This is a genomic window from Streptomyces sp. NBC_00859, from assembly GCF_045161865.1.
Lineage (GTDB): Bacteria > Actinomycetota > Actinomycetes > Streptomycetales > Streptomycetaceae > Streptomyces.
The window spans coordinates 7,223,206-7,237,849 of sequence record NZ_CP108826.1; the positions used below are offsets into that span (position 1 = coordinate 7,223,206).

A 14,644-nucleotide genomic window follows, 5' to 3' on the forward strand; every position below is an offset into this window, starting at 1 on the left:
ATACACTCCTCATCACCCCTTGTCACCTGGAGATCCGACAGCAATGCACAACCACCTCGTAGCCGCGCTGGACATCGGCGGCACAAAGATCGCCGGCGCGCTGGTGGACGGCAGGGGGCGGATCCTCGTACGCACGCAGGCTCCGACACCCGCCACGGAGGACGGTGACACGGTGATGGGCGCCGTCGAGACCGTGCTCGCCGGGCTGGCAGCCGACCCCCGGTGGGAGCGTGCGACCGCGGTCGGGATCGGCAGCGCCGGGCCCGTGGACGCGTCGGCCGGCACGGTCAGTCCGGTCAATGTGCCGGGCTGGCGCGACTACCCGCTCGTCGACCGGGTGCGCGGTGCGGCGGGCGGTCTGCCCGTCACGCTCGTCGGGGACGGTGTCGCCATGACAGCGGCCGAGCACTGGCAGGGCGCGGCCCGCGGATACGACAACGCCCTGTGCATGGTCGTGTCGACCGGAGTGGGCGGCGGCCTGGTGCTGGGCGGCACCCTGCGGCCCGGCCCCAGCGGCAACGCCGGACACATCGGCCACATCAGTGTGGACCTGGACGGAGACGCCTGCCCGTGCGGTTCGCGCGGCTGCGTCGAACGCATCGCCAGCGGCCCGAACATCGCGCGCAGGGCCCTGGCCGACGGCTGGCTCCCCGGCCCGGACGGTGACACCACGGCTGCCGCGGTCGCCGCGTCGGCGCGCGCGGGCGACAGGATCGCGACCGCGTCCTTCGAGCGCGCGGCCCAGGCACTCGCCGCCGGGATCGCCGCGACCGCGACCCTGGTCGAGATCGAGATCGCGGTGATCGGCGGCGGAGTCGCGGGCGCGGGCGATGTGCTGTTCGATCCGCTGCGCCGTGCGCTGCGGGACTACGCCACGCTCTCCTTCGTGCAGCAGCTGAAGGTGGCTCCCGCTCTCATGGGCAACGACGCGGGTCTCGTCGGAGCTGCGGCCGCCGCCTCGCTCGGCGATCCGGACGGGGCGGCGGCGGGCGTCAGCAGCTGAGCCGGATCCCGGCCCAGTCGGCGTGGTCGGAGTCGTTTCCGTCCCCGCCGTCGGTGACCACGAGCCGTACCGTCCGGGCTCCGCTCACATCGGCCGAGAGCGGCTGCGCAGGCATGTCGTTGGTGAGGACGCCGGTCGACGCCGCTTTCCTGCCGTCGGCCCAGATCTCGAAGGTGACCGTCCCGTTGGCGGCCTTCTCGTCATCCAGACCCACCTGCGCACTCACCTCGGAGCAGGCACCGCCCGTGTAGTACTCGACCGCGCTGGGCGCATGCACCCCGAGGCCCTTGGCGTACACCGTCCCGCCGATCGTGAGCGGCTTCCCGTCGCCCGCCTGGTCCTCGCCGTTACTGGTGTCCTTCTCCACCGGACCCCAGCCGTTGGCGGACGACAGCGTCGGCAGATCACTGAGATACGGGCTGCCGGCCGGCGGTGCGACGACGACGTGAACGGGGACGGGCTGCTGGGACCGGATGCGTTCTCCGGTGGCCGAGCGGTATGCCGAGGCCAGTTCGAGCTCGTAGGCGCCCGCAGCGGTCCCCGGGGGAGCGGTGAGCTGCCAGGAGGTGCTCAGCGACTTCCCGGTCGGCACAGCGGGCGCGGAGGGCCTGGACAGGGGCTTCACGGTCCAGCCCGCCGGGCCGGTGAGTGAGGCGGCCACCTGGAGGGCCGGTACGCGGCCGAGGTCGGTGACGGTGGTGGTCACCGGGGCGGCCTTCCCGGCCTCGGCCAGCAGCGGGCCGCTGATACCGGTGTCGACGGCCGAGGGGTACCTGGCCCACGCGCGGTCGGCGGCGACACGCAGCAGCACCGTGCCGTGCGCCGGAACGGTGGCCGAGAGAGCTCCCGCTGTGCTGTAGGTCCTGTGCTGCCACAGGTCCCGCTCGGTGTACGCGGCCGCCTTCGGCAGACCCGCCGCGCTCGCCGTGGTCGAGATGCGCTGCGGGCTGTCCGATTCGTTGAAGAGCGCCACGGCGCGGCTGCCGTCCTTCATCTCCTTGGCGACCACCCAGCGCCCGCCGTCGGACGAGAGGACGGTGCCCTGTTTGCCGAGCGGGTCCTGGTCGACGGCGATGACCTCCTTGTTGGTCACGATGTCGTAGGTCGCGTCCGACGCCTTGCGCAGATCCGTGCCGATCAGCAGCGGCGCCGCCATGACCGACCACATCGAGAAGTGTGTGCGGTACTCGGTTCCGGTCATCCCGCCGTTGCCGACCTCCAGCATGTCCGGGTCGTTCCAGTGGCCGGGACCGGCAGCCGCGGCGAGCGGCAGGTTCTGCTTGATGATCGACAGCATCGAAGCCCAGTTGTCGCTGATGTCACCGGTCGTACGCCAGAGGTTCCCGACGTCACCGGCCCACTCCCAGGGCTTGTTGGAGCCCCACTCGCAGATGCTGTAGACGATCGGGCGGCCGGTGGCGGCGAGTGCGTCGCGCATGGCCGTGTAGCGCTTCACCGCGTCCACGCCCTGGTTGTTGCAGTTGTCGTACTTGAGGTAGTCGACGCCCCAGTCGGCGAACTGCCGGGCGTCACTGGCCTCGTGGCCCAGGGCGCCGGGCAGCCCCGTGCTGTCGCACGTCCTGGTGCCCGCGCTCGTGTAGATGCCGAGCTTCAGCCCCTTGGAGTGGACGTAGTCGGCAACGGCTTTGATGCCGTGCGGAAAACGCACCGGATCGGGCACCAGCTTCCCGTCGGCGTCCCGCTGGGGCAGCGCCCAGCAGTCGTCGAGGTTCACGTACTGGTATCCGGCGGCCTTGAGTCCCTTGTTCACGAAGATGTCGGCGATGCCCTCGACCATCGCCTCGTTGAAGTCCGCGCCGCAGTGCGTGGAGTTCCAGTTGTTGAAACCCATCGGAGGTGTGAGCGCCAGACCGTTGTCGGCCTTCGGCGTCACGGCGCCCGGTGTGCCGCTCGCGACGGCGGGCGAGGCGAGTCCGCCGGCGCAGAGCAGTGCGGTGACCAGTGCTCCGAGGACTCTTCGACGTATGGGACGGGAGTTGCTGGGGGGAAGGTGACGCATGGTGACGCTCCTCCGTCTGTGCCCGTGATCGGATGTCTTCATGTACGTGTCATGTCGAGCGTTTACGGTAGGGCTTGTTCGAGTCTGTTGGAAGAGGCGCGGTAACGGTTGTTCGATATCTCGCTAAAACCCTTGACGAGCACGTCACTTGGGAGTGAGATCCAATCCTCGCGTTCGGTTGTGTTGAGTTTCACCCTGGAGGAGGGGGACATGGCGCAGTCTTCGTACAACGGTTCAGTCGTGCCTGGAAGTGTGGCTGGACATCGGATGTCCCGCCGGAATCTGCTGCGCGGCGCGGCGGTCGGAGCCGGCGCTGTGGCGCTGCCTTCGCTCCTGGCCGCCTGCAGCAGCGGACCCGGAGGCGATGGGAAGACCATCAAACTGGGGTCCAACTCGTCGGACGCTGTGCCGGAGAAGGCCTTCGCCTCGGCCTTCTCCGCGTACGAGAAGCAGTCCGGCCGGACGATCAAGGTCAATACGGTCGACCACAACAGTTTCCAGGAGAACATCAACCGCTATCTGCAGAGCGACCCGGACGAAGTCTTCATGTGGTTCGCCGGGAACCGTATGCAGTACTTCGCCAAGAAGGGTCTGCTGTACGACATCAGCGACCTCTGGCAGGACTACAAGGGATTCACTCCCGCTCTGAAGGCCCAGTCGACGGGCGCGGACGGAAAGCAGTACTTCACCCCGTACTACTACTACCCGTGGGCGGTCTTCCACCGGAAGAGCGTCTTCACCAAGTACGGCTACGAAGCCCCGAAGACGCTCGACGAGTACATCGCGCTCGCCAAGCAGATGCAGAAGGACAAGCTCGTCCCCATCGGCTTCTGCGACAAGGACGGGTGGCCCGCCATGGGCACCTTCGACTACATCAACATGCGGACCAACGGTTACGACTTCCACAAGTCTCTGATGGCGGGCGAGGAGGCGTGGACCGACAAGCGGGTCAAGGATGTCTTCGACACCTGGCGGCGCCTCCTCCCGTACTGCCAGAAGGGCGCCAACGGCCGTACCTGGCAGGAGACGGGGCAGAGCCTCCAGAAGCGCGAGATCGGCATGGTGGTCCTCGGGATGCCGCACCCGGGCCAGCAGTTCCCCGCCGCTGAGCGGTCCGACATCGATTTCTTCGCCTTTCCCGAGATCAATCCGGAGCACGGCCAGGACGCCGTCGAGGCGCCCATCGACGGATTCCTGCTGGCGAAGAAGTCCAAGGAACTGAAGAACAAGAAGTCCATGGAGAGCGCGAAGGACCTGCTCAAGTGGCTGGCCACGCCCAAGGCGGAGGACATCTACCTGGCCGGTGACCCCAACAACATCGCGGTCAACAGCGGAGCGGATCTGACGAAGTACACCGCGCTGCAGAAGAAGTCGGCGGAGCTGATTTCCGGGGCGAAGCAGATCTCGCAGTTCATGGACCGCGACACCCGCCCGGACTTCGCGTCGACGGTGATGATCCCGGCCATCCAGAAGTTCATATCCACTCCGAACGATGTCGACGGACTGTGCAACGACATCGAGCGCCAGAAGAAGACCATCTTCGCTTCCGAGTGATCAGCCCCCTGGAGTACAGACCGTGGCGCTCAACACCGCGCGGCGCTCCCCACGACGAGGCCGCCGCCGTTTCACCCGGCGCGACCTCGTCGTTCTCGGGCTGCTGCTGGGCATACCCGTCCTACTCGATGTCGCCATCGTGTGGGGGCCGACCCTCGCTTCCGTGGTGCTCTCCTTCACCAGCTGGGACGGTGTCGGACCCATCAAGTGGGTGGGGACGCAGAACTACTCGAACCTCTTCTCCAATTACCCGCCGTTCTGGCCCGCCGTCCGGCACAACCTGCTGTGGCTCGGCTTCCTCGGCTTCGTCGCCGTGCCGTTCGGGCTGCTGCTCGCCGTACTGATCGACCGGGGTGTGCGCTTCAGCCGCTTCTACCAGTCGACGCTGTACATGCCGGTGGTGCTCTCGCTCGCCGTCGTCGGCTTCATCGCGCAGCTGATCTTCTCCCGGGACCAGGGTGTGCTGAACGCCCTCATCGGCAACACCAAGAACCCCACCGACTGGCTCGGCGACCCGGACCTCAACATCTGGATGATCCTGCTGGCCGCCGCCTGGCGGCACACCGGATACGTGATGATCCTCTATCTGGCCGGGCTGAAGGCCGTGGACCCCTCGCTCAAGGAGGCGGCGGCCATCGACGGCGCGAGCGAGGCGCAGACCTTCTTCCGCGTGGTCTTCCCGACCCTGCGGCCGGTCAACGTCATCGTGGGTGTCATCACCGTCATCGAGTCGTTGCGCGCCTTCGACATCGTCTACGCGGTCAACCACGGCCGCAACGGCCTGGAAGTGCTCTCGGTGCTCGTCACCGACAACATCATCGGCGAGGCCAGCAGGATCGGCTTCGGCTCGGCCATCGCCGTGGTGCTGCTGGCCGTGTCCATGGGCTTCGTCGTGACGTATCTGGTGCAGGAGATCCGAGGAGAGAAGTCCCGATGACCGTCGACACCGCTCCGCCGCCCACCGCGGTCCCGGCGTCCGCTCCCGCCGCCCGCCGTCGGGGAACACGCCCCGGCCGGATCGGCGTGCACGTCTTCCTGATGGGCGTCTCGATCGCCTTCCTCGCGCCCCTGCTCCTCGCGGTCTACGCCTCCCTCAGGCCGTACGACGAGACGTCCAAGTACGGCTACTTCTCCCTGCCGAGGCATCTGTCCCTCCACTACTACAAGCAGGCCTTCAGCGACTCCGGGATGACGAAGTACTTCGTCAACACCCTGATCATCGCCGTGCCCGGGGTCATCGTCACGCTCTTCCTCGCGTCGTTCGTGGCCTTCGCCGTCTCCCGGCTGAAGATGCGCGGCGGCATCGTCCTGCTGATGCTCTTCACCGCGGGCAACCTGCTTCCGCAACAGGTCATCGTCACCCCGCTGTACGTCCTGTTCAACCGCATCCCGCTGCCGTACTGGATGTCCGACTCGATGACGATGTTCGACTCGTACTGGGCCGTCATCCTGGTCCAGATCGGATTCCAGATCGGCTTCTGCGTCTTCGTCCTGGCCAACTTCATGCGGACGCTGCCGCAGGAGATCCTGGAGGCGGCGATCGTCGACGGCGCCGGCGTCTGGACCCAGTTCTGGCGCATCACCGTCCCGCTCTGCCGCCCCGCGATCGCGGCGCTGTGCACCCTTGAGTTCACCTGGATGTACAACGACTTCCTGTGGGCGCTGGTCTTCATGTCCGACGGGGACAAACTGCCCATCACCTCGGCGCTGAACAACCTCCGGGGGCAGTTCTTCACGGACTACAACCTGCTGGCGGCCGGCTCGGTGATCGTGGCGCTGCCCACGCTGGTGGTGTTCCTGCTGCTGCAGCGTCACTTCATCGCGGGGCTGACGCTCGGGTCCACCAAGTGACCCTCCCGCAAACGCGGTTACGGGGGAGGTGACGCCGATGCACGTGACGGGCAGGTGCGGAGCAGTCGGGCTGGAGCCCGGCGAAGTGTTGGCGGGTGCAACCATTCGCGGTTCTCGTGTGTCAAGGAGGACGAAGCAGTTACCAAAAGATCGGAGTTCGTGTGCCTTCCCGAGCCCTGGGCGCAGGTGTGGCAATCGCCGTAGCCGTGGTGTCCGCCGCGGTCGCCATACCCGCAGCCCAAGCCGTGTCCCCTTCGTCCACAGGGGCCGCGCATTCCGCAGCGGCCGCCGGAACCGCCAAGAAGGCGGACTTCAACGGTGACGGCTACGCCGACACGGCCTTCGCCGCGCCGTCCGCCACCGTCGGCGGCAAGCAGGGCGCCGGATACGTCGGAGTGATGTACGGCTCCAAGTCCGGTGTGAACCTGGCCTCCAAGCAGGTCATCAGTCAGAACTCCGAAGGGGTCCCGGACTCGGCCGAGTCCGGCGACGCGTTCGGCAGCGCCGTTGCCTCCGCCGACCTGGACGGCGACGGCTACACGGATCTCGTCGTCGGCGCCGCGAACGAGGACGCGGGCGTCGGAAAGCTCGGCACGCTCACCGTGATCTGGGGGAGTCCCACAGGTCTGTCGGGCGGCGCAGTGCTGGGCCAGGGTGACACCGATACCGGAGCCATGGGCGACAAGCTGGCCGTCGGGGACTTCAACGGCGACGGCGGCCAGGACGTGGTGACCGTCGCGGGCGATCAGCACCTGCGTGTGTTCTCCGGTCCGTTCGCGCGGGACGGGTCGGCAAAGAGCACGTCGGTCATCCGCGACACCGAGGACACCCGCTACCTCGACATCGCTGCCGGCGACGTGACGGGCGACGGCGTCACCGACCTGGTCGGCACGGTCAACGACGGTGACGAGTACGACGCCCGCCGGGTGCGCTTCCTGCCCGGGACCGCGAAAGGCCTCGGCACGCCCAGGATCGTCGAGGACGCCAAGGGCAACTGGGTCCAGGGCGGCGAGCACGTCACCGCGGGTGATGTGAACCACGACGGCTACGCCGACATCGTTGTCGGACGCCCGGTCGAGGGCCACGACAGCGACGTCGACCTGCCGCTCGCCAAGGGCGGCATGATCATGTACATCCCGGGCGGTGCGTCCGGGCCCCAGGGGACGAAGGCCAAGGCCTTCAGCCAGGACAGCGCGGGCGTCCCCGGCGTGTCCGAGGTGGGCGACAGGTTCGGCGAGGCGGTCTCCGTCGGTGACACCGACGGAGACGGTTACGGCGACATCGCGATCGGCGTCCCGGGCGAGTCCGTCGGCACCAAGGCGCAGGCCGGACAGGCGATCGTCCTGCGCGGCAGCGCGGCTGGACCCACCGCCACCGGTTCGAAGGGGTTCACCCAGGACACGGCGGGCATCGGCGGCGGCGCCGAGCCCAAGGACGCCTTCGGCGGGGCGACCTCGCTGATGGACGCCAACGCCGACGGCCGGGCCGAACTCGTGATCGGCGCCCCCGGCGAGAACAGCAACGCGGGGTCCGTCTGGGCCCTGCCGGGCAGCGCCTCGGGCGCGACCGCCACCGGTTCGATCACCTTCGGCGCCGGCACGCTCGGTACGGACCCGACGAACGCCAAGCTGGGGTCGTCCTTCAACCGCTGACATACAGGCAGCACCCGCTGCCGGCACGAGCTGCCCGGGGCACCGCGCCCCGGGCAGCTCCGTTCTCCGCCGCACCAGGACCGAACTGGGTTCTCCCGTCTGTTCCGTCCGGAATCGCCCTGCTGAGGCACCATGCCGCCGGACCGGGTTTCCGTGGCAGGGTGTTGCGGGCAAGCCACTGGGGGCTAGGGATGAGGGGGAACCGTGATTGTCTGGATCAACGGTGCGTTCAGTGCGGGCAAGACGAGCACCGCGCGAGAACTGATCGACCTGATCCCGAACAGCACCTTCTACGACCCCGAAGTGCTCGGAGGGGCGCTGCGGCACCTGCTGCCGCAGAAGCGACTGGCCGAAGTGGGCGACTACCAGGACCTGCCGGTCTGGCGGCGCATGGTGGTCGACACGGCGGCCGCGCTCCTCGCCGACACGGGCGGGGTACTCGTGGTGCCGATGACGCTGCTGAGGCAGGAGTACCGCGATGAGATCTTCGGCGGGCTCGCATCACGCAGGATCCCCGTCTGTCATGTGCTGCTGACAACCGAGGAAACGATCCTGCGCGAACGGATCGCCGCCCGTGAGGATCTGCCCGACGACCCGGAGCACAGCGAACGGGTGCGCCAGTGGTCCTACGAGCACATCGAGCCGTACCGGACAGCTCTCGGCTGGCTCACCGCCGACGCCCACACGGTCGACAACACCGGGCTGACCCCGGCGGCGACCGCGCGGCAGATCGCGGAGGCGCTGCGTTCCGGGTCGGCCGGGAACTGCGAGATCGTCCAGACCCCGGAGCCCACGGCCGAGACGCTCGCCTCGGGTGTCCTGCTCTTCGACGAGCAGGACAGGGTGCTGCTCGTCGACCCGACGTACAAGCCGGGCTGGGAGTTCCCCGGCGGGGTGGTGGAGAGCGGCGAGGCCCCGGCCCGCGCGGGCATACGCGAGGTCGCTGAGGAGATCGGAATACACCTCGGCCATGTGCCCACACTGCTGGTGGTCGACTGGGAGCCGCCGAGGCCGCCGGGCTACGGCGGTCTGCGGCTCCTCTTCGACGGCGGGCGCCTCGACAGCGAGCAGGCCGGCCGGCTGCTGCTGCCGGGCTCGGAACTGCGCGGCTGGCGGTTCGTCAGTGAACAGGAAGCCGCGGATCTGCTGCCGCCCGACCGGTACCAGCGCCTGCGCTGGGCACTGCGCGCCCGGGAGCGCAGTGCCGTGCTCAACCTGGAGGCGGGTGTGCCGGTCGGCTGACGGCCGGCCTACGCCTTCTTCGACCGTGCGTAGTTGACGAGGAAGTGCGCCTCGGCCACCGAGAGCCGCTCCAGTTCCTCCGGCGACACACTCTCGTTGACGGCGTGGATCTGCGCCTCGGGCTCGCTCAGTCCGATCAGCAGGATCTCCGCCTCCGGGTAGAGCGTGGCCAGGGTGTTGCAGAGCGGGATCGACCCGCCCATGCCCGCCGACTGCATCTCCTCGCCCGGGTACGCGACGCGCATCGCCTCGGCCATCGACGCGTACGCGGGACTGCTGGTGTCGGCACGGAACGGCTGGCCCTGCCCGACCTGTTCCACCGAGACGCGTGCGCCCCACGGGGTGTGCGCCTTCAGATGCGCGGTCAGCAGGGCGGTCGCGTCGGCGGCATCGGTGCCCGGCGGCACCCGCAGACTCACCTGGGCCCGCGCGCTCGCCTGCACCGACGGCGTCGAGCCCACGACGGCAGGGCAGTCGATGCCGATGACGGTCACGGCGGGGCGCGCCCAGACGCGGTCCGCGACCGTCCCGGTCCCGATCAGCCCTACGCCGTCGAGCACCTTCGCGTCCTGGCGGAACTCGTCCTGCGGGTACTGGAGGCCGTCCCACGCGGCATCCGCCGGCAGGCCGTCGACCGTCGTCGAACCGTCCTCGGCGCGCAGCGAGTCCAGCAGCCGGATCATCGCGGCGAGCGCGTCGGGCGCGGCGCCGCCGAACTGACCGGAGTGGAGGTTCCCTTCGAGGGTGTCCAGCTGAACCCTGAGCATCGTCATCCCGCGCAGTGTGGCGGTGACCGTCGGCAGACCGACGCGGAAGTTCCCGGTGTCGCCGATGACGACGGCGTCTGCGGTGAGGAGTCCGGGGTGCGCCTGCGCGTACCGCTCGAGACCGCCGGTGCCCTGTTCCTCCGAACCCTCGGCGATCACCTTGACGGAGACGGGGACGCCCCCGTTCGCCCGCAGGGCGCGCAGCGCCAGCAGGTGCATGATGAATCCGCCCTTGCAGTCCGCGGCCCCGCGCCCGTACCAGCGGCCGTTCCGCTCCGTCAGCTCGAACGGCGGGGACAGCCAGGCGTCCTCGTCGAGCGGCGGCTGCACGTCGTAGTGCGCGTAGAGCAGCACGGTTGGCGCGCCTTCGGGACCCGGCAGCAGGCCGTAGACCGACTGGGTTCCGTCGGGGGTGTCGAGGAGCGAGACGTCCTGGAACCCCTCGGCGCGCAGTGCCGCGGCGACCCAGTCGGCCGCGCCCTCGCACTCGCTCCTGGGGAAGACGGCCGGATCCGCGACCGACTGGAAGGCCACCAGCTCGGTCAGCTCCGCCTGTGCGCGGGGCATCAGCGAGGAGACGGTCTCGGCAATCGGATCAGCGGACATGGGCACGCTCCTCGTGGGTGCGACGTTGAAGTACGTGTGAGTGTGTGCACACACACGCGTTCGTTTGCGGGCTGACCGATCCTCCCACAGCGGGATCGGCCGGCGCCGCGCCGTAGTATGCCGTCGACAAGCACGGGCCACCGGTCGGATCAGGAGCAGCAGCACATCGTGAGCAGCGAGAACGCAGACGCGGGCACGGAGCACGACCGGCCGGTATGGGATGTGGTGGTGGTCGGCGCGGGCCCTGCCGGGGCCTCGGCGGCGTACGCCGCGGCGGTGGCGGGACGGAGAGTCCTGCTTCTGGAGAAGGCCGAGTTGCCGCGCTACAAGACATGCGGCGGGGGCATCATCGGCCCCTCGCGCGACTCCCTGCCGCCGGGATTCGAACTGCCGCTCCGCGACCGGGTGTACGCGGTGACGTTCTCGATGAACGGCAAGCTGACCAGGACCCGCCGGTCCAGGCAGATGCTCTTCGGGCTCGTCAACCGCCCCGAGTTCGATCAGGGGCTGGTCGAGGAGGCGCAGAAGGCGGGTGCCGAGGTCCGCACGGGTGCGGCCGTCGTACGGGTCGAGCAGCACGGATCCGCCGTGCCCGACCGGCGCACGGTGGCGGTCGTCCTCTCCGGCGGCGAGACCGTGCTGGCACGCGCGGTCGTCGGTGCCGACGGCAGTGCCAGCCGCATAGGGGCCCATGTCGGAGTGAAGATGGACCAGGTGGACCTCGGTCTGGAGGCTGAGATCCCGGTGCCCCCGACGGTCGCCGAGGACTGGGCGGGGCGGGTGCTCATCGACTGGGGCCCCATTCCGGGGAGTTACGCCTGGGTGTTCCCCAAGGGCGACACGCTCACCGTCGGCGTGATCTCGGCGCGGGGCGAGGGTGCGGCCACCAAGCGGTATCTGGAGGACTTCATCGCCCGGCAGGGCCTCGCCGGTTTCGAGCCGTCCGTGTCGTCCGGGCATCTCACCCGGTGCCGCAGCGACGACTCACCGCTCTCCCGCGGCAGGGTGCTGGTGTGCGGTGACGCCGCCGGGCTGCTGGAGCCGTGGACGCGTGAGGGCATCTCGTTCGCCCTGCGCTCGGGCCGGCTGGCCGGTGAGTGGGCGGTCAGGGTCTCCGAGGCCCACGACGCGGTGGACGCCCGCCGCCAGGCGCTGAACTACGCCTTCGCCATCAAGGCCGGTCTCGGCGTGGAGATGGCGGTCGGGCGCCGGATGCTCAAGGTGTTCGAGCGCCGCCCGGTCATGCTGCACGCGGTGATCACCGGTTTCCGGCCCGCCTGGAAGGCGTTCGCGGGCATCACCCGTGGTTCGACGTCCCTGGGTGAGCTGGTGCGTACGCACCCGCTGGCACAGCGTGCGCTCGGTGTCCTGGACCGCAAGGAGCTCGGCAGGGCTGCGGCCAAGGAGCCGGCCCCCGGCACGGACGACGAGGCTGCCGAGGACAGCGGCGAGGACGCGGGCAAGCAGGTCAGCCCGGTCGACTAGATGTGATCGGTTCCAAGGGGCCGGCGGTCGCAGGCGGTCAGTGGGCACAGGACTGGCTGTCCTGTGTGGTTGTTGTGCCACACGGTCGGCGCGCGAGGATGCGCCGCACGACGCGGGCGACGGCACCGCCGGGCGTGTGACCGCGGTGCTGTTCGACTCCGTCTCCGCACACTGACGTCGGACGCCCTCGTCCCATGCGTGCAGCCGGCCTCCCGGAACCGCTCGTCGCGTGGTGCTGCGTCGGGAAACCAGCGGACAGACGTCGGCCGAGCGGGCTGCGGGGCACCGTCAGCGGATCGGGCCCGACCGGAGCCGGCGGCCCCGTGTACTGACCCCGCGCCGCTCCACCGACGCCGCGTCAGCAACCCTGGCGCACTGTGTGGTTCGCGCTCGCGGCCCCGGCCCCCGTGCGTGGCGGGCGCCGTTCACGCCTCGGCGGATGCGCCCGTCGCCGCCGCGATCAGAGCGGTCGCCGCCGCGCGGGAGGCCGCGGCGACGGTCGAGTCGTGGTCCATCAGGGCGGAGATGCCTGCGCCGTCGTAGAGGAGTTGGAGCTGGCGGCCCAGGGTGTCGGGGTCGGCGGCGCCGGCCTCGGCGGCGAGGCGGGTGAAGAGTTCGCGCATCCAGCCGCGGAAGGCGTCCGCCGCTTCCTGGACCAGCCCGCCGGGGCTGGCCTCGGCGCCGGCGCGGATGAAGGCGCAGCCGTGGAAGTCGGGCCGGTCGAACTGCTGCCCCTGGGACTCGAAGACCGCCAGCATCTGCTCTCGGGGCGTGTCTCGCTCGGCGACGGCCCGGGTGATCCGGTCGGCGGTGCCGGCGTGCCGGGTGTCGAGGTACGCCCGGACGAGCTGCTCCTTGCCGCCGAAGGTGTTGTACAGCGACGCCTTGGCCACGCCCGCGTGCTCGATGACCCGGTCGATCCCGACGCTCTGCACACCCTCGGCGTAGAACAGCTCGTTCGCGGCGGCGAGCAGGCGCTCACGCGCCGACGGCTTCGCGGCGCTCCGGACATTCGCCATGACGGCCACTCCTTCAGACAGATCTGTCTACATTATGCCCCGGCCGAGTCCCCGCCGAGTCCCCGTCGAGTCCCCGCCGAGTCCCGGCCGGTGCCTGGCCGGGGCCACCCTCAGGCATTGCCGCCGACCCGCTCACCCGGCAGGACCGCGGCCCCGTCCCGGCCGCCGCGCCCCAGCCCGAACAGCGCGAACGCAGCGAGGACGATCACGGCGACGCCGTACTCCTGGGCGGTGGCCGTCAGTCCGCCCGCGTGTACGACGAGGAACCCGGCGATCACAGCCGGCACCCCCATGCCCAGGTAGGAGACGACGAAGAGCAGCGACAGCACCCCGGAACTCTCGTGCGGCCGGGCGAGCGGCATCACCGTTCGGATGCCGCCCTGGAATCCGCTGCCGAAGCCGACGCCCGCGATGGCGGTGCCGACGAAGAAGCCGGTGGGGGAGGAGCCGCGGATCGAGACGAGGGTGAGGGACACCCCGGCGATCAGCGCGAGTATGCCGGTGAGCATCACCGTCCGGGCCGCCGCCTTCCGCAGGACCAGCACCGAGACGGCGGCCACCCCGGCGAGTACGAACAGGCTCAGCCCGCCGAGGACTTCGGACCTGGAACCCGTCAACTTCCGTGTCAGGGAAGGGCCGAGCGACCCGTACAGCCCGGCCAGCGCCCAGACGGCGAACAGCACCGGCGCGGCCACCAGCATCGGGCGGCGTACGGGGCGCGGCAGCTTGATCTCCGGCGCCAGGCCGGCCAGCGCCCCCGGCTTTCGGGTCACCGTTTCCGCCATCAGTGCGACGGCGACGGCCTGGAGGACGAAGACCGTCAGCAGCCCGAGGTAGATCAGATGCGTGGGGGCGGGCAGGAACTGGACGACAACGCCGGAAACCAGCGCGCCGGTCGCCGTGCCGATGCCCGGGACGACCGCGTTGGTGATCGTGCCGCGCGGCCGGTCGATGTCCATCATCCCCGCCCCGATCGCGCCGAGCGCTGCACCGGTCGACAGCCCCTGGACGATCCGGGCGACCATCAGCCCCGACACGCCGTCGGCGGTGGCGAACACGACCATCGAAATGGCCTGTGCCGTCAGCGCGGCCAGCAGTACCGGCCGCCTGCCGACGTGGTCGGAGAGCTTGCCCAGGGTGAGCAGCCCGAGCAGGACGGCCACCGCGTAGACGCCGAAGACCACGGTGGTGGTGATCGGGTCGAAGCCCCATTCGGCCTGGTAGACCGCATAGAGCGGGGTCGGCGCGCTGGAGGCCGCCAGGAACGAGATGGTGATCGAGGCGAGTACGTACAGCGCGACGTTCGGCGGCAGCCGCCGGCCTCGCGCGGATACGGCAGCGGAGTCGGATCCGGAAGCAGATCCGGCGTGGGCAGGCGCCGCATGCGAGGTGCGCGCCGGTTTGGACACCGGGACGACCGGGAGATTCGTCATGACCATTCCCGT

11 protein-coding genes are annotated in these 14,644 nt (G+C 69.7%); 7 read left to right on the plus strand and 4 right to left on the minus strand.

What is annotated here, in order from left to right; translation table 11 throughout:
- Positions 1–43 precede the first annotated feature (43 nt).
- Entirely contained in the window at positions 44–1,003 is a 960-nt protein-coding gene (locus OG584_RS31835; protein ID WP_405783002.1) for an ROK family protein, read from the plus strand.
- On the opposite strand, the gene OG584_RS31840 is transcribed toward OG584_RS31835, so the two are convergent.
- Positions 993–3,023, minus strand: a complete 2,031-nt coding sequence (locus OG584_RS31840) for an NPCBM/NEW2 domain-containing protein (RefSeq protein ID WP_405783004.1) — start codon at positions 3,021–3,023, stop codon at positions 993–995. The genes OG584_RS31835 and OG584_RS31840 overlap by 11 nt on opposite strands.
- Positions 3,024–3,290: 267 nt before the next feature.
- On the opposite strand from OG584_RS31840, the gene OG584_RS31845 reads away from it, so the two are divergent.
- The 5 genes from OG584_RS31845 to OG584_RS31865 all read left to right on the plus strand — a co-directional run bounded on the left by OG584_RS31845 (position 3,291) and on the right by OG584_RS31865 (position 9,322).
- Positions 3,291–4,577, plus strand: coding sequence for an ABC transporter substrate-binding protein (locus tag OG584_RS31845; protein WP_405783005.1), 1,287 nt, complete (start codon positions 3,291–3,293; stop codon positions 4,575–4,577).
- Between the two features lie 22 nt (positions 4,578–4,599).
- A complete protein-coding gene (locus OG584_RS31850) occupies positions 4,600–5,514 on the plus strand; it encodes a carbohydrate ABC transporter permease (protein ID WP_405783007.1) in 915 nt (304 codons plus the stop codon).
- Positions 5,511–6,428, plus strand: a complete 918-nt coding sequence (locus OG584_RS31855) for a carbohydrate ABC transporter permease (protein WP_405783009.1) — start codon at positions 5,511–5,513, stop codon at positions 6,426–6,428. The genes OG584_RS31850 and OG584_RS31855 overlap by 4 nt, the downstream gene beginning before the upstream one ends.
- A gap of 161 nt (positions 6,429–6,589) precedes the next feature.
- Entirely contained in the window at positions 6,590–8,080 is a 1,491-nt protein-coding gene (locus OG584_RS31860; protein WP_405783011.1) for an FG-GAP-like repeat-containing protein, read from the plus strand.
- Between the two features lie 204 nt (positions 8,081–8,284).
- Positions 8,285–9,322 (plus strand): NUDIX domain-containing protein, encoded by a 1,038-nt coding sequence (locus OG584_RS31865; protein ID WP_405783012.1) that lies wholly within the window; start codon positions 8,285–8,287, stop codon positions 9,320–9,322.
- 8 nt (positions 9,323–9,330) lie between these two features.
- Here OG584_RS31865 and OG584_RS31870 read toward each other — a convergent pair whose 3' ends face one another.
- Positions 9,331–10,695 carry a dipeptidase gene (locus OG584_RS31870; RefSeq protein WP_405783014.1) on the minus strand — a complete coding sequence of 455 codons (1,365 nt, stop codon included), beginning with the start codon at positions 10,693–10,695 and terminating at the stop codon, positions 9,331–9,333.
- 168 nt (positions 10,696–10,863) lie between these two features.
- On the opposite strand from OG584_RS31870, the gene OG584_RS31875 reads away from it, so the two are divergent.
- Positions 10,864–12,180 carry a geranylgeranyl reductase family protein gene (locus tag OG584_RS31875; protein WP_405783016.1) on the plus strand — a complete coding sequence of 439 codons (1,317 nt, stop codon included), beginning with the start codon at positions 10,864–10,866 and terminating at the stop codon, positions 12,178–12,180.
- Between the two features lie 425 nt (positions 12,181–12,605).
- On the opposite strand, the gene OG584_RS31880 is transcribed toward OG584_RS31875, so the two are convergent.
- Both OG584_RS31880 and OG584_RS31885 read right to left on the minus strand, forming a co-directional pair.
- On the minus strand, positions 12,606–13,199 hold the full coding sequence (locus tag OG584_RS31880) for a TetR/AcrR family transcriptional regulator (RefSeq protein WP_405783018.1): 594 nt from the start codon (positions 13,197–13,199) through the stop codon (positions 12,606–12,608).
- A 110-nt stretch (positions 13,200–13,309) separates the two neighbouring features.
- Positions 13,310–14,632 carry an MFS transporter gene (locus tag OG584_RS31885; RefSeq protein ID WP_405783020.1) on the minus strand — a complete coding sequence of 441 codons (1,323 nt, stop codon included), beginning with the start codon at positions 14,630–14,632 and terminating at the stop codon, positions 13,310–13,312.
- Positions 14,633–14,644 lie beyond the last annotated feature (12 nt).